The sequence below is a fragment of the Bacillus sp. AR8-1 genome, from assembly GCF_008042345.1.
GTDB classification, from domain to species: domain Bacteria; phylum Bacillota; class Bacilli; order Bacillales; family Bacillaceae_G; genus Bacillus_A; species Bacillus_A cereus.
In genome coordinates this window covers 20,445-42,822 of sequence record NZ_QNUB01000013.1, presented here as the reverse complement: position 1 = coordinate 42,822, position 22,378 = coordinate 20,445, and the positions used below count along the sequence as shown (strand labels likewise).

The following is a 22,378-nucleotide window of genomic DNA, read 5'->3' as shown; positions in this document are numbered from 1 at the left end:
TAGTATCATATTTTTAGATGCTTTTAATAAGGGGGATGTAAGACATGAAAACTATAATTGAGAATCGTCTTGTTCGTGCGGAAGTACCTAACGAACTAAAATGGGATTTGTCTGATTTGTATAAGTCTGATGATGAGTGGCATACCGCATTAAACGTATTAGAAAATAATATACAGAAACTTGATGCATTTAAAGGACGGTTACATACTAACTCCACAACTTTATTAAATTGTCTACTTTTAGAAGAAGAGCTTTTAATGAAGTTAACAAAACTGTACTCATATGCAAATTTAAAAGAATCTACTGATCGTACAAATCCAATCATTCAAGCGAACTCTTCCAAAATTTCTGCTTTATGGACGAAAGTACATACTGCACTATCCTTTATTCATAATGAAATCCTCTCATTCGACGAAGGAACAATTGAAAAATATTTAACTGAAGAAACAAAACTCGAACCTTTCCGTAAGTCGTTACTAGAAATACTCCAAAAAAGGCAGCACTCTCTCTCTCCTGAAACAGAAGAAGCACTTGCTGCACTTGGCGAAGTTCATAGTTCTCCATACAAAATTTACGGCATGACTAAATTGGCAGATATGGATTTCACTTCTATACAAGACGAACAAGGAAACGAACTCCCTGTTTCTTTCGCATTATTTGAAAGCAAATATGAATTTTCTCCAAGCGCATACATACGTAGAAAAGCATACTCATCATTTGTTTCCACTTTGAAACGCTATAAAAATACAGTTGCGACTACATATGCTACCGAAGTAAAAAAACAAGTAACACTTTCTCGTTTACGTAAATATGAATCCGTTACCCATATGCTATTAGAACCACAAAAGGTTCCACTTGAAACGTATAACAACCAACTTGATATTATTTATAAAGAATTAGCACCTCATATGCGCCGTTTTGCAGATTTAAAAAAGAAAGTATTAGGACTCGATCAAATGCTTTTCTGTGACTTACATGCACCTTTAGATCCCGAATTTAATCCGGCGATTACTTATGAAGAAGCAGGCACGCTCATTCAAAATTCTTTAAAAGTATTAGGCGATGAATATAGTTCCATAATCGAAAAAGGATTCAAAGAAAGATGGGTAGATCTTGCAGATAACGTAGGCAAATCAACAGGGGCATTTTGCTCAAGTCCATACGGCTCTCATCCCTATATTTTAATTACATGGCAAAATACGATGCGTGGATGCTTCACTTTAGCACATGAATTTGGACATGCTGGTCATTTCTATTTAGCAAATAAAAATCAACGTATCATGAACGTACGTCCATCTATGTACTTTGTTGAAGCACCATCAACTATGAATGAATTACTATTAGCTCAGCATTTACTAGCGACTACCGACGATAAGAGAATGCGCAGATGGGTCATTCTACAACTACTCGGCACATATTATCACAACTTTGTTACTCATTTACTTGAGGGTGAATATCAACGTAGAGTATATGCTCTAGCAGAAGAAGGACAGGCCCTTACAGCTACAACTTTAACTGAAATTAAAACAAATGTCCTTTCGACATTCTGGGGAGATTCTGTGGAAATCGATGAAGGTGCGGGCTTAACTTGGATGCGTCAGCCTCATTATTATATGGGGCTATATTCTTACACATATTCCGCAGGCCTCACTGCATCTACTGCAGTAGCTCAAATGATTAAAGAAGAAGGACAACCTGCTATTGATCGCTGGTTAGATGTGCTTCGCGCTGGTGGTACAATGAAACCACTTGAACTAATGAAACATGCTGGAATAGATATGTCAAAACCAGATGCAATCCGTAAAGCTGTTTCTTACGTTGGTTCATTAATTGATGAATTAGAGCATTCTTATCAAGAATAAAAAAATAAGCCCTCGCTTTATGAGGGCTTATTTTATATTTACTTCCCAAACCTTTTGCGGTATCCACATTTCCTACAAAGTTCTTCAACCGCAACTCTTTTTGAAAATCCATCGACAATGTTTGTTGCTCTTTCACCTTCTATAATGTTAGAAAATGAATCATTATTAATATTTCCAAGGTTAATAATCCCTTCACCATCTAAACAACAAGGAATAACCGTCCCATTGGCTAAAATCCCTGCCTGATTACGAAGTCCATGACAGAATCCTTTCCCATCGTCCTCTTCTTCATGTAATGCTGGCCACTGGAATTCATAGTCTTGATTAATAAAGACACGTTCTGCAATTTTTATACCTTTTCCTGGTGTAAGCTTCTCTTCAATCTGATAAGATAGATCAAATTCATTTTCAATTATGGATAATAACTCTCTATTTTTCTGGATTTCAGCATTTGTTTTATTATCCTGAGTTAAATTCCATAACCTTAACGATACAATTAAATCTGATTGACTTGTCGCTTCCCTAATGAAGGAAAGTATACTCCTTACATAGCCTTCTTTATCTTGCGAACCTGGGTGCCCATCAAAACTATGCAGTGAAAAATTCATTTGTCTTAACGCGGGCTTATTTAACAGTCTATGCCTTCTCTTATTAATTAACGTTCCGTTCGTTGTAATATTAACTTTAAACCCTTTTTCATGACTTAAGTCTAATAGTTGATCTATTTTCGGATGGAGCAACGGCTCCCCCTTCACGTGCAAATAAATGTAGTCTGTGTGAGGTTTAATTTGGTCTAATCTTTTAGCAAAATCCTCTACAGAAATGAATTGCTTCTGCCTTTCCGTCGGCGGACAAAAGCTACACGCAAGATTACATACACTCGTAATCTCCAAGTAAAACTTCTTAAACTTCTTCACCTTTAATTCCTCACTTCTCTAACTACTTATACTTTTTCCTCTTCATATTACAGCATATTTTTATGGAAATAGAAACATACTTATTTTAGGAAATCTACATACCATCTAATAATATTTAAAAGACCATCGGTAATTTTTGTCCAATGGTCTTTTTATCCTTTTTATATGCAAAGAATAAATTTATTTATGATACGGTTCATCATAACTATTCTAAATAAGCTTATTTTTTATTATTTTCATAATTAAATTTAACAAAAAAGGTAGTGCCTTCCGATCCTGTTTGAATTTCTATTTTTGCATTATGGCGGGCAGCAATGGCATAACATACACCTAACCCCAATCCAGTTCCATTATGTTTGGTCGTGTAAAATGGCGTACCTAGTTTCTCTAATACTTCAGGCCTGATACCTTTTCCTTGATCCTGCACTGCAAGCACCACACAATTTTGACCTTCCTTGTAGGTGCTAATCGTTAGAACTTTCCCTGTACTCATCGCTTCTAAGCCATTACGATATAGATTCATTAATAATTGCCGTATCTCATTACGATTTAAAAGTAATTTCGGAATGTCATTTGTATCGAATTGAATATATTTATTTTGATTATACGTATCAATCTTTATTAAAGGAATAATATCGCGGATAAGTGAATTTAAATCTAACATCTGCAAATCCAATTTCCTTGTATTACCCATTGAGAGAAATTCAGTAATAATAGAATTGGCACGGTTAAGTTCTTCAATCATTAAATGAAAGTACTTATTATGTTTCTCATAGGTATTCTCTTCTTTTAATAACTGCAAAAATCCTAGTACCGTTGTCATTGGATTTCTAATTTCATGGCTGATACCTGCTGCCATTTGCCCTATTAAATCAATGTTAGATAATCTTTTCAATTCCTGTTCATATTTCTTTTTTTCCGTTATGTTTTTAAAAATACAACAAATACCATCATCATACGGGTATGCAATAACTTCGTGCCAATATTCATCTGCAGTAGAAAGAAATTCGAAATGAACTGTAGTTCGTTCTGACATCGCACGATGAAATTCCTTATACATAACTGTGTCGATATCACTCGGGAAAACATCCCATATATTCTTTCCTAATACATCTTTTGCTGTTTTTCTTTGCGGAAAATATTGGTGCTTATTTACGTACGTAAATTCCCATTTATTATTTAAAGTAAAGAATCCATCCGTAATACATTCAATCACACTTGTAACTTTTTCATTAGCAGCAGCTAGCTCTCCCGTTCGCTCTTCCACTATACTTTCTAGTTTATCCATATATAACAAATTTGAAAACGTAGGGGCTGTGGCATCAACGATAGATTTTGCTAGTTGAATTTGAGAATTATCGTAATTGTGAGCTTTTCCTTCTTTCCCAACGACGATTACCCCTAATACTTCTCCCATTGAAATCAATGGGATCATCAATAAATCCTTACTATCTATATTTTTTGTTTGAATAACTTCTTGGATCTTGGCTTCATAGCTTTTCTCTGTCCAATCAGCTTCTGTCCAATCACAGCCCTTACTTAATTTCGTTGTTTTAATCATTGTTTTGTCTAGCGGATCTAGAAGATGGGCAGTCATATTTTTACCCTCTAAAATCTGTTCTAAGTAAAAAAAGCATTTATCAAAACTCTCCTGTATCGAGGAACACATTGATAAATCACGGGTAACATTTAGTAACAGCTGCTTCTCAACAATAAGGTTTTCCTTTTGTGTTAAATTATTTGCGTTTTGAATTGCGACCGCGGCCATATTTACATAAGCTTCAACACTTTGAATTTCTGAATCTGTTAAGTTCATCGGAATCCCATAATCAAATAAAAAAACCAGACCAAATAACTCTTGCCTAAATGAGATAGGCAGAGCTAATAAGGACTTAATTTTAAACGCATCAACTGGTCTCGGATCTGGTCGATGATCCTTTGAGGTATCAGGAATATAGATGGTTTTTTTCGTTTCAATAACTTCTTTTGCCAGTAAGTCTATTTCAGGATCAACTACCTGAGTATCGAGTGTTACGCCATTTATGGTCTCTGGTTTTCCTGCAAACCCTCTAAATGTTCCATCTTCCTGGGGTAAATAAATTCCAACAGCATCGCACCTAACAATCTCCTCTGATATCGCCATTGTCACACGCTGCAATACTTCACGTAGTTCTAATTTCGTATTTATTATTTTTGTTATATTCGCGAGCCTAGAATATCTCGTCTGATCACTTACCATTCACATAGCCTCCAGTTATAGGCATAATAAAATAAATATGATAATATCAGCGTCTTACCTTTGTTTTACATAGAATATCTTACTTATGATACGGTTCCCCACGATTAATCCGAAACGCTCTATACACTTGCTCAAGCAACACTAATCGCATTAATTGGTGTGGTAACGTCATCTTTGAAAAAGAAAGTGATTCGTTTGAACGCTTCATTACTTCTGAACTTAGTCCGAGTGATCCACCAATTACAAATGCGACTTTACTCTTTCCATATGTAGCAAGGCGATCTAGACTGACCGCAAATTCTTCTGATGACTTTTGCTTTCCTTCTATAGCTAATGCAATCACATGCGTGTCATCAGAAATCTTATCCAGTATACGTATACCTTCTTTTTCCTTTACAATTAACATTTCTGCTTCACTTAAATTTTCTGGTGCCTTTTCATCTGGCAATTCAATTACTTCTACTTTTGCGTATGCTGATAATCGTTTTAAGTATTCTGCTATACCTTGTTTCAAATATTTTTCTTTTAATTTCCCAATTGAAATAATCGAGATATTCACACGTATCCTCCACCTTACAAACATGTTATCCACAAAACTTATCCACATATCCACAAACACTACCCACATATTGTGTGAGAATCTGTGTTCGATACAACATATGTCGCCTCATTTTGACAAAATTCACATGTTTTTTTCTCTTTTTCTGAGTTATCCACACTGTTGATAACCGGTGCAACTTCACACTCATCCACAATAATATCTAACGCTAATTCAACATGTTCTAAACAACAAGGTAAATTCATTTTCTTCACCTCACTTTTCTACAATAGAAAACAGGAGGTAGGCCCTCCTGTTTTTAATACTTTTGAATGCCTAATTTCACTGTTGTTGTTACTCTTTTTGTACCACGATAAAACGTAAGAGTCATTTTATCATTAATTTCCTTATCATATAAGGCCGTGCGGAATCCAATAATATCGCGAATCGGTTTTCCATCTACTGCCACAATAACATCATGTTCTCTTAAACCAGCATCCGCGCCTGGCGAAGGACTTTTCACATCCAAAATACAAACTCCTTCTGTTACAGTACCTGGTAAATGTAATGTTTTTGACCAATAATAGTTTGGAATTTCATTTAATGACCTAAGTTCAATCCCAACATACGGTCTTCTTACTTTTCCATACTTCTCAAGTTCATTCATAATCGGAACAGCCCTAGTCACTGGAATAGCCAGTCCGATTCCTTCTACTTCTTTTGCAGCAATTTTCATTGAATTAATACCAATTAATTGTCCTGCTGCATTTACAAGCGCACCGCCACTATTCCCTGGGTTAATCGCCGCATCTGTTTGTAACACTTCTACTTGCCAATCATAATGTCCATCTTGATCTAAATCTACAGGGACAATACGTTCATTAGCTGAAATAATACCTTGCGTAACAGTTCCAGAGAATTGCAGTCCAAGTGGATTTCCAATCGCAATAACTGGCTCTCCTCTGCGAACAGTATTAGAATCGCCAATTTCAATTATTTTTTTCACATGCTTTGCATCTATTTCTAATACAGCTAAATCTGTGACTACATCGGTTCCTAATACTTTTCCAGGAACCTTCTTACCGTCACTTAGACTTACTTCAATACGATTCGCTCCAGCTACAACATGATTATTCGTTACAATATAAGCTTGACCATCTGTCTTTTTATAAATTACTCCTGATCCTGTACCAGCCTCTGAATCTGCCTCTGAAAAGTTATCTCGTTGAATGTTAATAACACCCACAACAGCTTCAGATGCACGATCAACAGCATCTACAAAGCTAATCTGTTTAATTCCTTGAGCTTCGGCCATATTACTTCCGCTTGCTTCAGCTTGCGGAAGCGTATCAGCAGAATTTGAAAATAAAGGAGCTCCAAACGCAAATAAAGAAGCTCCTACAATTGTTCCCGCTATACTAGAAAGAACTATACCTTTATGCTTCTTTTTTCCTGCACGTTTCATACGATAATTTTCTTCATCAATAAAGGACATATTTGTTCACCCATCTTCCTGAAAACAACTATATTCACCTTTATTGTTTACTAAAATGAAGAATTATACGTATTGAATTTTTGTAGGCATTTTTGGATCTGTATCGTGAATTTCAAAGGATTCACCCACTCCAAATCCTTTTTCCTCTAGTACTTGTGATACTGACATACGAGCTAGTTCTTTCATGTTATTATCTAAGCTTAAATGGGCTAAATAAATATGCTTTGTCTCATCTGTAATTACATCTGCCATCGCTAATGCAGCATCCTCATTACAAACATGCCCAACGTCGCTTAAAATACGTCGTTTAATGCTCCATGGGTAACGTCCCATACGAAGCATTTCCACATCATGATTACTTTCAAACACGAAAGCATTAGCTCCCTTAATAACGCCCTTCATACGGTCGCTTACGTATCCCGTATCTGTAATAAGCGCTAATTTCCTATTATTGTTATGGAAAGCATAAAACATCGGTTCTGCCGCATCATGAGAAACTCCAAATGATTCGACTTCAATATCACCAAATGTTTTCACATCCCCAACTGAGAAAATGAATTTTTGCTCAGTTGGGATATTTCCTATTAAATGTTCCATTGCATTCCATGTTTTCTCATTCGCATAAACGGGTAAATCATATTTTCGCGCCAATACACCTAACCCTTTAATATGATCACTATGCTCATGTGTTACAAGAATACCTGATACATCATTTATATTCAGTTCTGCTTGTTTAAATAAAGCCTCTGTCGCTTTACCACTTAAACCTGCATCGACTAGTAATTTTTTTTCATCGGTTCCTACGTATAGCATATTTCCTGTACTTCCACTTGCAAGTACGCTAAAATGCAACCCCATTATTTCTCACTCCAGTATGTTCATCAACCACTTGATTTTCCTTTTCCCCTAATTCCATAACTTGTCCTTCAATTGCATTCACAAAGAAGTCCTGCTTTTGCTCCGTTTTTAAATTCCATGTTGGAGCAAGTACTTGGTTATTAGAAGTAGATGCGGTAAGAGTGGCATAACCAATTTGCGCTTCTTTAACATGTGTATTTCCATGAATTTTATTTTTTAAATACAAATTTTCTAAAGCTGTTTGAGCCGTAATAATTTCTTGCTCTTTCGTTTTTTCACCTTCGCCCATTTCTTTTAAATCAGTTAGCATTGTCTGCGTATATGAAACAAGTTCATTTTTTTCATTTAATTCCACAACAATCATCGCCTGATTATTATAGAAAATAGGCTTATCTTTATATTTTTGGAAGAAATAAATTTTAGAGTCTTTCACCGCTCCAAATTCATACTTTTGTCCATCCAATACATAGTTCTTCAAAAATTCATTATACTTATCTTTTGATAATGATTTCGTATTTAAAAAAGGCTCTTTTAGCTTACTTTCTATCGTGTACATATTTTGTATATGCGCCGTTTGATTTTTCAAAGACTGTATATCATCTTCTTTAAAGGCTTTATTTTCCGCTCTAATAAATGACTCTTTCTTCGGTTCCTTAGGGATATTCCCTATAGTAATTTTATTTGCTTTTAATTCTTGATCTATCTTTGTTTCTGCAATAAGCTCCAATTGATTACTATCTTGCTTTTGAATGAATTGAAAAATGAGAAAGAGGTCCAAAACAAAAAAGGTCACAATAAATATGGTTTTAATTCGATCCCAATCCATTTAGTCCTCCCTCACTCCACTCATAGATTTGCTGTTTACCCGTTTCACCTTCAACAAGCTTTACATACCAAATTGGTTGTAGTCGAACTACTTGCCCATCTAGTGATAACTTGTATCCAATACCAATATCCTTAATTACTTGTTTCTTTATCTCTGGATTATTTTCTAGGGATGCTATTACAACATGCCCTGACGGAAGAGTAACTTTCTGTTCTATGCCTTTAGTATTTAAAGACAGCAACGGTCTTTCATATTCCATTACTTCTTCTGATCCCCATTTTTGTCTCAATTCAGCTAATCCATCTGTATTGAATACGGAATATCCATCTTCATGTAAGCGAAATACTGTCTCTCCTTTATTCATATAGTCCAAACGATATGAATCCAAACTTCCACTGTGACCACTTACAAATTCAAAGCTTTTTTGTAACAGCATTAAATTATCTATCGTTTTCTCAGTTAAGACAGAAGAGTTTTTATACTTTAGCATGTGACGATTGTTTTCAATTTCCATGGATCTAATACCATCTGTAAATGTTTCTTTCGATATCTCAGTAATCGGACTTAAATAACGAGGATCACTAAACAGAGCATTCTTAAACGTATCAACTGCTAAATTAGATGAAATATATGTTATATTGTTTAACTCTGTCGTGCCATCTGGTAAAAATAACTTTTTCATATCATTCATTTGATAATCAAAATAGGGCTTTGCTGATACTATAAATTGATTTTGAGCATTTACAATATCTTTTAAATACACACCACTTAATTTTGCCTCATATATTTTAAAGTTATCACCATCAGAAACAAAGTTAATTTTAATTTCTTGATCCTTACTCCTAGAAGGATCAAGGAGAATACGATTAAAATGTTTAGGCTTATCTGTACTTTTCTCTTTCATGTTAAACATAGATTTAACTGCATCAAATGGGATATCAGTAGGGAAAACAAGTTCAATTTTCCCTTCACCATGCACATAGGATAGGAAATCACCCTTAGTGATTGATATCTCTCTAAACTCATGTAGTTCCCCTACTTCCAAAGGCTTATAGATTGATTCTATATCTGCCTCTCTTCTGCTCCCATAATGATTTTTATCTTTATGCACGATGATAGAAGTAGGACGGACAACATCAGAAATTTTAGTTTGATTCGTTCCTTCATTGCCCTGTACAAATTTTGCGTTTTGCATGGATGTAGAATCTGGCACATACGTCCATAGGTTAAAAGTAAGAAACAGGCTAATTACAACTAGGTTAATTAAAACTATTGTTTTAAAGTTTTCCATACTCATTCCCAATCGTCCTCTTCATCTGCTGCCATTGGTAACGTGAAATAAATAGTTGTCCCTTTTCCTTCTTCACTCTTCGCCCAAATAGAGCCACCATGTGCCTCGATCATTTCTTTTGCAATTGCTAATCCAAGTCCCGTACCACCCATTTGTCTTGAACGAGCTTTATCTACGCGATAAAAACGTTCAAAGATTTTATCAACGTTTTCTTTTGGAATACCCATTCCTTGGTCACTTACGCTAATTTCTAATAAATCACCGCGATCACGTAAGCGATATGTTACTGTTCCACCTTCTGGTGAATACTTTAATGCGTTAGAAATAATGTTATACAGTACTTGAGTAATTTTGTCAGTATCCATATCAATAAACCTAGACTTCTTAGAGAAAGATCGTTTGAAACTTACATTTTGTTCTTTAGACATTTCAAAGCGATCAATAATATTATTAAAGAAATCAGTAAAGTCGACCCATTCTTTCATTAAACGGTGCTCTGTACTATCAAGTTTAGATAGCTGTAACAACGCATTTACAAGTCTAATCATTCTTTCTGTTTCTTCTTGTGTAACCGTTAAAAATTGTGGTGCAATATTCGGATCCTGCCATGCTCCATCTGTAAGTGCCTCTAAATAACTGCGCATTGTCGTTAATGGCGTCCTTAATTCATGAGAGACATTCGCCACAAACTCACGGCGTTCCCTTTCTATACGCTCCTGCTCTGTTACATCATATAATACGGCAATTAAACCATTTGCCTTCCCTGTTTCTTTTTGAATAACAGAGAAACTAGCACGTAAAATATATGGTTCATTTCTCGTACTAAAATCTAATAAAACAGAATCTGGCTCTTCATATAAATGATCGAGCGTAAATTCTTCCTGTATCCCTAATACCTCTAAAACAGATTGATCAAGCGCTGTTTCACGAGAAACATTTAACATTTTTTCCGCAGGGTCATTTAGTAAAATAATATCCCCTTTTCGGTCAGTAGCAATTACTCCATCTGTCATATGAGATAAAACAGATGATAGTTTACGCCTTTCACTTTCTGTAGAAGAACGAGCTTGTTGTAATTTTTTTGATAAATTATTGAAGGATAATGCCAGTTGTCCAATTTCATCATGGCTATGCACCTTTACTTTTCTCGAATAATTTCCTTTTGCCATTTCGATTGCTTGTCTCCGCATATCTGAAATTGGTCTTGTAATTGTTTGAGCCAATAAAATCCCAAGTACGGCCGTTACTAATAAGGCAATTACTGTTCCCGTAGCAAAAATTTGATTTATATCCTTCATTTGTTTATATACATCTTCCATAGATGCAACGATGTATATAACACCAAGCGCATCCTTGCCATTATCATCTAGAATCGGAGTAAGCATAACTTGAACACGATGGCCTGTACTACCATCCTTCTCAATTTTCACTTCTGGCTTTTTTTGCACCAACACTCGCTGAACAGCTATATCAGTTGATGTTCTATTCACCTTATTCTGCTTTGATTCATCTGAAATAGCCAGTAACTTTCTATGCGAATCAAATACACTTACCTCTTGTATAACTTTTTTTTGATCAGAGGCAAACTTTCGAATAGAAGTTTTAATCGTTTCATCTGTTGACTCTGTTTCTGCTTTTGTATAACTTTTTTTAAATTCTTGTTTCAAGTTATATGATAATAAGTTTGTTTGCTGCGTTAAAGAATCCCTAAAACCTTGTACTAGGCTCTTCTCTAATTCCCTTACAAAATATACCCCAATAACTTGCATCGCTATTAATATTAATAGCATATATATAAGCACAAATTTTAAATGAATAGATTGAAAAAAACCAACTTTCTTCATATACTATTCCTGCTCTGGGTCACGCAAGTAATACCCTACTCCACGTCTAGTTACAATTAAAGTAGGATGGCTTGGATTATCTTCAATTTTTTCACGCAAACGACGTACTGTTACGTCTACTGTGCGCACATCTCCAAAATAGTCATAACCCCAAACTGTTTGTAATAAATGTTCGCGTGTCATAACTTGTCCTAAGTGTTTCGCTAAATAATGTAGCAACTCAAATTCACGATGTGTAAGCTCGATATTTTCCTCGCGCTTCGTTACACTATATGCATTTGGATTAATAACAATTGGTCCAATAACCATTTCTGTATTTTCTTCTTTTTCTGCAGCGCCACCTTGTTGGTGACGGCGTAAATTCGCCTTCACACGAGCAAGTAATTCTCTCGTGCTAAATGGCTTCGTTACATAATCATCTGCCCCAAGCTCAAGCCCTAATACTTTATCAATCTCAGAGTCCTTTGCTGTAAGCATAATAATCGGCATTTCTGAACTTTTACGTATTTCACGACAAACCTCTAAGCCATCTTTACCTGGTAGCATAATATCTAATAAAACCATATCTGGTTGTTCTTCATTAGCTTTTTCAATTGCTTCATCACCATCATGCGCCATTACTATTTCAAAACCTTCTTTTTCTAGGTTAAACTTCAAAATATCTGCAATCGGCTTTTCATCATCAACTACTAAAATTTTCTTTCCCATCATCGTCTATTTCCTCCTTATAAAAATATGGTCAATAATCCCTAAACATATTGATGTTTACATAGTATGTCCTATATGACCGCATCCTTTGTTTAAGTATTTTCTCCTCTATTCTCATAGACTCATGTATGATCCACTTTTACACGGAATCCTATACGATCTATAGAAAAACCTCTAGCTTCAACTGCTAGAGGCTCCTCGTTCTATTTTAAAATAACTACTCAGTTTTGTAAAATCACATAAATAAAAAGGATATTAAGTGGGCCCACTTAATATCCTGAGAGTGGCTCGGGACGGAATCGAACCGCCGACACGAGGATTTTCAGTCCTCTGCTCTACCGACTGAGCTACCGAGCCAAAACTATATATAAAACCACTAATGGTGGTATAAACAAAAGTGGCGGTCCCGACCGGGGTCGAACCGGCGATCTCCTGCGTGACAGGCAGGCATGTTAACCACTACACCACGGGACCAAAAATAAGCATAAAAAAACATGACCCGTACGGGATTCGAGCGGTCCCGACCGGGGTCGAACCGGCGATCTCCTGCGTGACAGGCAGGCATGTTAACCACTACACCACGGGACCAAAAATAAGCATAAAAAAACATGACCCGTACGGGATTCGAACCCGTGTTACCGCCGTGAAAGGGCGGTGTCTTAACCACTTGACCAACGGGCCACGAAAAATAAAATGGTGAGCCATGAAGGATTCGAACCTTCGACCCTCTGATTAAAAGTCAGATGCTCTACCAACTGAGCTAATGGCTCATACTCACCAACGTCATATTTTCGTGACGACAAGATATATCATAACATGTATTCTGTATTCTTCGCAATACTTTTTTTCATTTTTTTATAAAAGATAAGAAAAAACTCATGCGGACATGAGTTTTTTCTTAAAATATCAATTAAGCTTCGTATACATTACGAACAATATTCGTTTGGTTACGATCTGGTCCAACTGAGAACATAGATAATTGAATTCCTGTTAACTCAGAAACACGTTCTACGTATTTTCGTGCATTTTCAGGAAGCTCGTCTAATGATTTTACACCAGTAATATCTTCTGTCCAACCTGGAAGCTCTTCATATACAGGCTCACATTTCGCTAAAATGTTTAAGTTTGCTGGAACTTCATCGATAACTTCGCCATTGTATTTGTAAGCAACACAAATTTTAAGAGTTGGAATATCTGTTAAAACGTCGATAGAATTTAATGATAGATCCGTTAAACCACTAACACGACGCGCATGTCTTACAACAACGCTATCGAACCAACCTACGCGGCGCGGACGACCAGTTGTTGTTCCGTACTCACGACCAACTTCACGAATTTGATGACCAATTTCATCATTAAGTTCAGTAGGGAATGGACCGTCACCAACACGGCTTGTATATGCTTTACATACACCTACAACGCGAGTAACTTTCGCAGGACCAACTCCAGTTCCAACTGTTACACCACCCGCAATCGGGTTAGAAGATGTAACGAATGGGTACGTACCGTGGTCAATATCAAGCATAACACCTTGTGCACCTTCAAATAATACACGGTGATTGTTATCTAGTGCATCATTTAATACAACAGATGTGTCGCATACATATTGTGCGATTTGTTGTCCATATTCGAAGTACTCTTCAAAGATTTCTTCTACACTGAAACCTTCTGTATCGTACATTTTTTCAAACAAACGATTTTTCTCTACTAAATTGCGCTCAAGCTTCTCTTTAAATGCTTCACGATCTAAAAGATCAGCCATACGGATACCAATACGAGCAGCTTTATCCATATATGCAGGACCGATACCTTTTTTCGTTGTACCGATTTTGTTATCACCTTTACTAGCCTCTTCTAACTCATCTTGTTTTAAGTGATAAGGTAAAATAACGTGTGCACGGTTACTTACACGTAAATTATCAGTACTTACACCACGGTCGTGTAAGTATTTTAACTCTTCAAGTAATGCTTTCGGATCTACTACTAAGCCATTTCCGATTACACAAATTTTCTCTTTATAGAAAATACCAGATGGAATTAAGTGTAACTTATATTTAACTCCGCCGAAAACAATTGTATGTCCCGCGTTATTTCCACCTTGATATCTTGCAACTACTTCCGCATGCTCAGAAAGAAAATCAGTGATTTTACCTTTTCCTTCGTCGCCCCATTGTGTTCCTACAACTACTACTGAAGACATTATTAAAGCACCTCCGCAATTTTCAAACGATCTATTCAAACAATATAATTGTACCAAAACCGAAAAAGAAGTCAACCAAAAAGCGAACATTTTTTTATCAAAAATCATTTTCGTTCGTAAGAATTATGTTTTCACCTTATGAAAGCCTTATCTTTACCCCATAAAAAAAGAAACACATCTTATTATAAGAAATGTGTTTCTTTTTTATACTGCCTTTATGCCCCATCCTCAAAGCGTCGTTCTAAGTTAACGAACTTATTGAACTCTTTGACGAATGCAAGTTCCACTGAACCTACTGGACCGTTACGTTGCTTTGCAATGATAATTTCAATCGTATTTTTATTTTCCGTTTCACGATCATAGTAATCTTCACGATATAGGAAAGCTACAATATCAGCATCCTGCTCAATACTTCCAGATTCACGAATATCAGACATCATCGGGCGTTTATCCTGACGAGATTCTACACCACGAGATAACTGTGATAAGGCAATAACAGGCACTTGCAATTCACGTGCAATCCCTTTTAAAGTACGAGAAATCTCAGATACTTCCTGCTGACGGTTCTCACCTGATTTCCCACTTCCTTGAATAAGCTGTAAGTAGTCAATTAAAACCATTCCAAGACCTTGTTCTTGCTTTAGTCTACGACATTTTGCTCGAATCTCATTTACCTTAATTCCCGGTGTATCATCAATATATATACCGGCATTTGAAAGACTCCCCATCGCCATTGTTAATTTCGCCCAATCATCAGAAGTTAGTGACCCGGTACGAAGTCTTTGCGCATCGATATTTCCTTCTGCACAAAGCATACGCATAACAAGCTGATCGGAGCCCATCTCCAAGCTAAAAATCGCTACATTTTCATCCGTTTTCGTCGCTACGTTTTGTGCGATATTTAATGAAAATGCAGTTTTCCCTACTGACGGACGTGCTGCTACGATGATTAAATCATTTCGCTGGAAACCTGCCGTCATCTTATCTAATTCAGTAAATCCAGTTGGTATCCCAGTAACTTCACCTTTTTGATTATGCAAAAGTTCAATTTTATCATAAGCATCCACAAGAACATCTTTAATATTTTGAAATGCTTTTGCATTCGTTTGATGGGATACTTCTAATATTTTTTTCTCGGCCTCATTTAAAAGGCCGTCCACGTCATCTTCTCTCTCGTATCCATCCGACACTATATGAGTCGCTGTTCGAATTAAACGGCGTAAAAGTGCCTTTTCAGCAATGATACGTGCATAATATTCAACGTTAGCAGCTGTTGGAACAACTTCTGCTAACTCTGCTAGATAAGACACTCCACCAACTTCTTCTAGTAATCCTTGATCAGCCATCGCTGATGTCATTATTACTAAGTCGATCGGTTCTCCTTTATCAGATAATCCAAGCATGACCTCAAAAATCTTTTGATGTTTCGTTCGATAGAATGAATCAGGTACCAATAACTCCGATGCTGACGTTAACGCATCTTGATCAATTAATATGGCACCTAAAACCGCCTGCTCGGCCTCTATATTATGCGGAGGGGTACGATCAGCAAGTACATCACTCATACGCAATCCTCCTTGCTTAATTTATTTTTATTGTTCACTAACATGAACTTTTACTGTCGCTGTTACTTGCGGATGCAATTTCACTGTTACATTTGTGTAGCCTAATGCACGAATTGCATCATCCATTTCAAATTTACGTTTATCAAGTTTAATTTTATGTGATTTTTGCATCGCATCTACGATTTGTTTGCTCGTAATAGAACCGAATAAACGGCCACCTTCTCCAGATTTCGCCTTTAATTCTACAGTTAATTTCTCTAAAGTCTCTTTTAACTCTTTTGCATTTTCAAGCTCTGCTGCTGCATCTTTTTCTTCTTTACGCTTTTGAGCTTCTAAAGTTTTCATACTGCTATTTGTTGCTTCAGCAGCTAATCCTTGTTTTAGTAAGAAGTTATTTGCATAGCCATCCGGTACGTTTTTTATTTCTCCTTTTTTACCTTTACCTTTTACGTCTTTTAGAAAAATTACTTTCATGATTGTGTGCCTCCCTGTAAATAGTCATCAATAACAAATCGAAGCTTCTCCTCAGCTTCATCTACTGTAACATTTTTCATTTGTGTGGCTGCATTAGTCAAATGCCCGCCACCGCCTAAGTTTTCCATAATTAGCTGCACATTCACTTCACCTAAAGACCTGCTGCTAATTCCAATGAGATTCTCACCACGTTTCGCAACAACAAATGATGCAATAATCCCTGTCATCGTTAATAACGTGTCTGCCGATTGCGCAATAAGCACTTGATCGTAGTAATCATCACTATCAACTTTAGCAATCGCAATTCCATTTTTATAAATGTACGCATTTTTTATAGCTTTTGCAACCCGTAAATACTGATCCATATCTTCCTTTAAAAGTTCTTGTACAAGCACAGTATCTGCACCATGTGAGCGTAAATAAGAAGCAGCATCAAATGTACGAGCCCCTGTCCGGAATGTGAAACTTTTCGTGTCGACAATAATACCTGCTAACAATGCCGTCGCTTCTAGCATTGTCATCTTTAAATTCTTAGGTTGATACTCAAGTAATTCTGTAACCAATTCTGCCGTTGAAGAAGCATATGGTTCCATATAAACTAGCAATGGGTCTTCAATAAAATCTTCCCCACGACGATGATGATCAATAACTACTACATTTTCAATTTTATGTAACAGTTTTTGCTCCATCACCATAGAAGGTTTATGCGTATCAACAACAACAAGTAACGACTCATCATTTGCAAATTCCATCGCTTGCTCTGGAGTAATAAAATGAGACCATAACTCCTCATTTTGTTTCACTTTGTCCATCAAGCGTTTAATTCCCTTATCAGAATCATTTTCATCTAATACAATATATCCTTTACGCTCGTTTAATTGAGCCACTTTTAAAATACCAATCGCAGCACCAATTGCGTCCATATCAGGAGCCCTATGCCCCATGACAATGACATTACTACTTTCTAATACTAAATCCTTTAACGCATGCGAAATGACCCTAGCACGTACACGGGTACGCTTTTCAACCGGATTTGTCTTACCTCCATAGAACTTAACTTTACCTGTCGCTTGTTTAATAGCTACTTGGTCTCCCCCGCGCCCAAGCGCAAGGTCTAAACCAGATTGAGCCATTGCCCCAAGCTCTGACAAAGGTAAATCACCTGATCCGACACCTACACTTAATGTAAGTGGTATATTCCTTTTAGATGTTTCTTCACGCACCTGATCTAAAATACTAAATTTCCCTTTCTCCATCTGCGTCAGAATACTTTCATTTAGCACAACGAAGAATCTTTCTGAAGATGCACGTTTTAAATACGCACCATACTTAAGTGCCCATTCATTTAGTCGCGATGTCACAAGACTTGTTATATTCGTACGTAATTGATCATCTAATCCTTGTGTAACTTCATCATAATTATCCAAATAAATTACAGCTAAAACAGTGCGTTGATCCTCATACATCTTTTCGATTTCCGTTTGTTCCGTTACATCAAAGAAATAAATTAACTTTTCTTCTTTCCTTACAAAAACACGAAACTTTCGATTATTTAAAGAGACTATATCATCAGAAGTTTCTCCTTTAATGAAAAGAAGTAATGTTTCTGATACATCGTAAAGGTGCCATCCAGCTAACGCATGCTGTCCCAGGCATGAAGATAAATAAGGATTTGCCCAATCAATCCCGTAATCCTTATTGTATAACAAAATACCAATCGGCATTTGGTTAAATGCTTCATTACTGACTTTCTTTACCCTCGTAATCATATCTGTCGTATGCTTTTCGAAATTCCTTTGAAAATTAAGTTCAAATCGTATAACGATAAAGAACACGATACAAAAAATGATAAAAGCAGCTATCCCCATAATTAAATGAAAATAACAGAGAATTGAAATGAGCACAAACACAAAAAATGCCAATACATAAACAGGATATAAAAACCACTGTTTCTTATCAAATTCAGGCATGTATACAACTCCTATAAAGTAAAACTAACTCACCTTCCAGTTAGTTAAACAGATTAAAATAGTATAAGGAATATTATTTTATTCCCCTATTTTAGAACGCAACGAAATCCCTAAGTCAATTATACCTAAGATTGTCACAAGAGGAAACAGCATCGGAATAAACATGCATACAATAAAACTAATAATAGGAACCCCTTTTGTAAAACCTTTTCTATACGCTAAAAAGGAAATGAATGTCAGCCCTTGCAGTACAAGCAATAGTGCAAATATGACATATAGGTTAGAAAATACCATATGTAAATATGATGTTGGATCTACTTTTATAAAAGTTGCTAACAAAATAAATATAACGTAATACCAAACAATACTCTTTGGTAATTGTAGATCTTTAAATTTAGGCCAAGGTATAATGTCGTGTTTTAACTTTTTCAAAACACTACCTGATATTATCACTGTAATCCAAGAAAAACATACTGAAACTAGAACAAGTATACTTGGAAATAACAATTGTAATATATCATTCATTTGTGTAAGTAACTCTTTTTGTTCCTTACTAATCGGCATACCTATAGCACTTACTATCTTTTCACTTTGCACCATACTTTCACTAAACATACTTTGCATCTGCTTCATTATATCTATGTTGAAAAACTTTATACTCGCAACATAAATAAGTACAAAACCAATTAAGTATGCAAGCGTCCCTGCTATTAAGATTTCCACTGGCTTTTTTCTTGTTTTATACGTATACCCTAAAACAATCCCTATCAATCCAAACATAATTGTCTTCACTAAATTCATAGGTTGACTCACAATAACAGTAACAAAAAGTGCCACTACAAAAATCACAAGCACATTAGATAGTTTATATCTTATCGTTAATAGTATAAATGGTAACGGCAACGCAAAAGTTACAACAGTACCTAAAATTGGAACATACATAGATATAAGCAATAAAATTGCATATATAGCTAATAACGCTGCGCCTTCTGTAATAAACTTTGTTTGTTTCACATTTTAACCTCTCTTTCAAAAAAGAAAAGCATAGCAAAATGCACAGTAGAGTCCGACTCTACTGTGCATTTCATACGCTATTATTCACCAACATATGGTAAAAGTGCCATTTGACGAGCACGTTTAATTGCAACTGTAAGTTTGCGTTGGTATTTTGCGCTTGTCCCTGTTACACGACGAGGTAAAATTTTACCACGCTCAGAAACGAAACGTTTTAATAAATCAACATCTTTATAGTCAATGCGAGTGATGCCGTTAGCTGTGAAGAAACACACCTTACGACGTTTCGCACGTCCACCTTTGCGTCCTGCCATATCTATTTCCCTCCATTCTTTGTTAAAACTAACAAATTTACTGTATTAGAACGGTAAATCGTCGTCGGAAATGTCGATCGGTTGACCTACATTTGAAAATGGATCGTCATTCTTCGTAAATCCAGAGTTCCCTTGATTACCTTGGTTACCTGAATTACTAGATTGACCAAATGGGTTAGAGCCTTGGTTACCGAAACCAGCTCCTGATGGTTGCTGATTGAATGAACCACGTTGCTCCCCACCGCCATTACGCGGCTCTAAAAATTGTACGCTTTCCGCAAGAACTTCTGTTACATATACACGTTTACCGTCTTGTCCATCGTAATTACGAGTTTGAAGACGTCCATCTACGCCTGCTAAGCTTCCTTTTTTCAAATAATTTGCTACGTTTTCTGCTTGTTTACGCCATATTACACAATTAATAAAGTCAGCTTCACGCTCACCTTGTTGATTCGCAAATGCGCGATTCACAGCTAACGTAAAAGTAGCTACTGCAACACCATTGGGCGTGTAACGTAAGTCAGGGTCCTTAGTTAAACGACCAACGAGGATAACACGATTCATCAATCGAACCACTCTCCCTTATATATCAATTATTTTTCTTCTTCTTTAACAACGATATGACGAAGGATGTCTTCGTTGATCTTAGCTAAACGGTCGAATTCGTTAATCGCTTCTGCGTTAGAGTTCACGTTTAAGATCATGTAGAAACCTTCACGTAAGTCGTTGATTTCGTAAGCTAAACGACGCTTACCCCACTCTTTCGTGTTAATGATTTCTGCACCATTGTTTGTTAAAACACCTGCAAAACGTTCAACTAAAGCTTTTTGAGCTTCTTCTTCAACGCCAGGACGAATGATGTACATAATTTCGTACTTTCTCATTACACTTTCACCTCCTTTTGGTCTAAACGGCCCATAATGGGCAAGGAGCAATTAATTTATAGTAATTACTCACGAGTTTAGATTATATCATAGTAAGTTATATGAATCAACTCACCAATACATAAAAAACTTGGCAAACATATAATATATTCGCCAAGCTCATATCTTTATTTTTCCTAGGAAATATTAGATTAAACGTTAAAACGGAAGTGCATAACATCTCCGTCTTTTACGATATACTCTTTTCCTTCTAAACGTACTTTTCCAGCTTCTTTTGCAGCTGTCATAGAACCGTTTGTCATTAAGTCATCGTAAGAAACTGTTTCTGCACGAATAAATCCACGCTCAAAGTCTGTATGAATAACACCAGCACATTGTGGTGCCTTCATACCTTGTTTAAATGTCCAAGCACGTACTTCTTGAACGCCAGCTGTAAAGTAAGTAGCAAGTCCTAATAAGTCATATGCTGCACGAATTAATTGATCTAAACCAGACTCTTCAATACCTAGTTCTTCAAGGAATACTTTTTTCTCTTCCTCGTCTAATTCAGCGATTTCTGATTCGATTTTTGCACATACAACGATTACTTGAGAATTTTCATTTTCTGCAAATTCTTTTACCATTTGTACGTATTTATTTTCCGAAGGATCGATAACATCGTCTTCACTTACGTTCGCTACGTATAACATTTCTTTTGTTGTAAGTAAATGAAGGCCTTTAACAATCTTCATCTGCTCTTCTGTAAATTCAACAGTACGAGCCGGTTTCCCCTCTTCAAAAGCCTCTTTTAAACGAACTAAAATTTCATGCTCATATACAGCTTCTTTATCTTTTTGTCTTGCTAATTTCGCAACACGCTCGATACGCTTATCAACAGACTCTAAGTCCGCTAAAATTAGCTCTAAGTTGATTGTTTCGATATCATCAATTGGATCTACTTTCCCTGAAACGTGCGTAATATTTTCGTCTTCAAAACAACGAACAACTTGGCAAATTGCATCTACTTGACGAATGTGAGATAAGAATTTATTTCCTAAACCTTCACCTTTACTAGCACCTTTTACGATACCTGCAATATCAGTAAACTCAAATACAGTCGGAACAGTCTTTTTCGGTTCTACTAATTCCGTTAATTTATTTAAACGCTCATCTGGTACTTCTACAATCCCTACGTTTGGATCAATTGTACAGAATGGATAGTTTGCAGATTCTGCTCCTGCTTGTGTAATTGCATTAAATAAAGTGGACTTACCTACGTTAGGTAATCCAACAATCCCAGCCGTTAATCCCATATTTTTCACTCCTATGTCTCAATCTTTCATCATTATAGATAGTAACGAAAAAAATGACAAGTTTCCGCCAAACGAAAAAAAGTAACA

The 22,378-nt window shown here is 36.1% G+C and carries 20 protein-coding genes and 5 tRNA genes; 1 reads left to right on the top strand and 24 read right to left on the bottom strand.

From position 1 onward, the window contains the following. Positions 1-44 precede the first annotated feature (44 nt). Positions 45-1,862, top strand: coding sequence for an oligoendopeptidase F (pepF, locus tag DN400_RS08225; protein WP_065229629.1), 1,818 nt, complete (start codon positions 45-47; stop codon positions 1,860-1,862). 38 nt (positions 1,863-1,900) lie between these two features. Here the strand turns inward: pepF and DN400_RS08220 are convergent, their stop codons facing one another. From DN400_RS08220 to ychF, 24 genes are all read right to left on the bottom strand, one after another. After that, entirely contained in the window at positions 1,901-2,779 is an 879-nt protein-coding gene (locus DN400_RS08220) for a radical SAM/SPASM domain-containing protein (RefSeq protein ID WP_000713633.1), read from the bottom strand. Between the two features lie 220 nt (positions 2,780-2,999). Further along, complete coding sequence (locus tag DN400_RS08215; protein WP_065229630.1) at positions 3,000-5,018, bottom strand: GAF domain-containing sensor histidine kinase; 2,019 nt, start codon at positions 5,016-5,018, stop codon at positions 3,000-3,002. A 79-nt stretch (positions 5,019-5,097) separates the two neighbouring features. Then, a complete protein-coding gene (rlmH, locus tag DN400_RS08210) occupies positions 5,098-5,577 on the bottom strand; it encodes a 23S rRNA (pseudouridine(1915)-N(3))-methyltransferase RlmH (protein ID WP_001027003.1) in 480 nt (159 codons plus the stop codon). Positions 5,578-5,636: 59 nt separating this feature from the next. Beyond that, positions 5,637-5,822, bottom strand: coding sequence for a CxxH/CxxC protein (locus tag DN400_RS08205; protein ID WP_001052833.1), 186 nt, complete (start codon positions 5,820-5,822; stop codon positions 5,637-5,639). Positions 5,823-5,875: 53 nt separating this feature from the next. Next, positions 5,876-7,051, bottom strand: a complete 1,176-nt coding sequence (locus tag DN400_RS08200) for a S1C family serine protease (protein WP_000008031.1) — start codon at positions 7,049-7,051, stop codon at positions 5,876-5,878. A gap of 63 nt (positions 7,052-7,114) precedes the next feature. Then, the gene (locus DN400_RS08195) at positions 7,115-7,909 is read right to left on the bottom strand and encodes an MBL fold metallo-hydrolase (RefSeq protein WP_000522837.1); all 795 of its coding nucleotides are present in this window, start codon (positions 7,907-7,909) and stop codon (positions 7,115-7,117) included. Then, positions 7,893-8,735, bottom strand: coding sequence for a two-component system regulatory protein YycI (locus DN400_RS08190; protein WP_000383720.1), 843 nt, complete (start codon positions 8,733-8,735; stop codon positions 7,893-7,895). The genes DN400_RS08195 and DN400_RS08190 overlap by 17 nt, the downstream gene beginning before the upstream one ends. After that, positions 8,716-10,032: a YycH family regulatory protein gene (locus DN400_RS08185; RefSeq protein WP_098212007.1), complete on the bottom strand. Its 1,317-nt coding sequence runs from the start codon at positions 10,030-10,032 to the stop codon at positions 8,716-8,718. The genes DN400_RS08190 and DN400_RS08185 overlap by 20 nt, the downstream gene beginning before the upstream one ends. After that, positions 10,029-11,870, bottom strand: a complete 1,842-nt coding sequence (gene walK / locus DN400_RS08180; protein ID WP_000755367.1) for a cell wall metabolism sensor histidine kinase WalK — start codon at positions 11,868-11,870, stop codon at positions 10,029-10,031. The genes DN400_RS08185 and walK overlap by 4 nt, the downstream gene beginning before the upstream one ends. A gap of 3 nt (positions 11,871-11,873) precedes the next feature. Then, positions 11,874-12,581: a cell wall metabolism DNA-binding response regulator WalR gene (gene walR, locus DN400_RS08175; protein WP_000971865.1), complete on the bottom strand. Its 708-nt coding sequence runs from the start codon at positions 12,579-12,581 to the stop codon at positions 11,874-11,876. 281 nt (positions 12,582-12,862) lie between these two features. Further along, positions 12,863-12,935, bottom strand: a tRNA-Phe gene (locus DN400_RS08170). Positions 12,936-12,976: 41 nt separating this feature from the next. Then, positions 12,977-13,052 (bottom strand) — tRNA-Asp (locus tag DN400_RS08165). A gap of 41 nt (positions 13,053-13,093) precedes the next feature. Continuing rightward, positions 13,094-13,166, bottom strand: a tRNA-Asp gene (locus tag DN400_RS08160). A 21-nt stretch (positions 13,167-13,187) separates the two neighbouring features. After that, positions 13,188-13,259, bottom strand: a tRNA-Glu gene (locus DN400_RS08155). A 13-nt stretch (positions 13,260-13,272) separates the two neighbouring features. Next, positions 13,273-13,348 (bottom strand) — tRNA-Lys (locus tag DN400_RS08150). Positions 13,349-13,488: 140 nt separating this feature from the next. Continuing rightward, a complete protein-coding gene (locus DN400_RS08145) occupies positions 13,489-14,778 on the bottom strand; it encodes an adenylosuccinate synthase (protein WP_000100230.1) in 1,290 nt (429 codons plus the stop codon). Positions 14,779-14,993: 215 nt separating this feature from the next. Continuing rightward, positions 14,994-16,343 carry a replicative DNA helicase gene (dnaB, locus tag DN400_RS08140; RefSeq protein WP_001286147.1) on the bottom strand — a complete coding sequence of 450 codons (1,350 nt, stop codon included), beginning with the start codon at positions 16,341-16,343 and terminating at the stop codon, positions 14,994-14,996. Positions 16,344-16,370: 27 nt separating this feature from the next. Beyond that, positions 16,371-16,817, bottom strand: coding sequence for a 50S ribosomal protein L9 (gene rplI, locus DN400_RS08135; protein WP_000864223.1), 447 nt, complete (start codon positions 16,815-16,817; stop codon positions 16,371-16,373). Continuing rightward, positions 16,814-18,787, bottom strand: a complete 1,974-nt coding sequence (locus DN400_RS08130; protein WP_001113780.1) for a DHH family phosphoesterase — start codon at positions 18,785-18,787, stop codon at positions 16,814-16,816. The genes rplI and DN400_RS08130 overlap by 4 nt, the downstream gene beginning before the upstream one ends. Positions 18,788-18,865: 78 nt before the next feature. Next, positions 18,866-19,801: a YybS family protein gene (locus DN400_RS08125; RefSeq protein WP_000814846.1), complete on the bottom strand. Its 936-nt coding sequence runs from the start codon at positions 19,799-19,801 to the stop codon at positions 18,866-18,868. 80 nt (positions 19,802-19,881) lie between these two features. Beyond that, entirely contained in the window at positions 19,882-20,115 is a 234-nt protein-coding gene (gene rpsR, locus DN400_RS08120) for a 30S ribosomal protein S18 (RefSeq protein WP_000918873.1), read from the bottom strand. Positions 20,116-20,160: 45 nt separating this feature from the next. Continuing rightward, a complete protein-coding gene (ssb, locus tag DN400_RS08115) occupies positions 20,161-20,682 on the bottom strand; it encodes a single-stranded DNA-binding protein (protein WP_002094213.1) in 522 nt (173 codons plus the stop codon). A 26-nt stretch (positions 20,683-20,708) separates the two neighbouring features. Further along, entirely contained in the window at positions 20,709-20,999 is a 291-nt protein-coding gene (rpsF, locus tag DN400_RS08110; RefSeq protein WP_001233781.1) for a 30S ribosomal protein S6, read from the bottom strand. Between the two features lie 191 nt (positions 21,000-21,190). Further along, complete coding sequence (gene ychF, locus DN400_RS08105) at positions 21,191-22,291, bottom strand: redox-regulated ATPase YchF (protein WP_000524670.1); 1,101 nt, start codon at positions 22,289-22,291, stop codon at positions 21,191-21,193. Positions 22,292-22,378 lie beyond the last annotated feature (87 nt).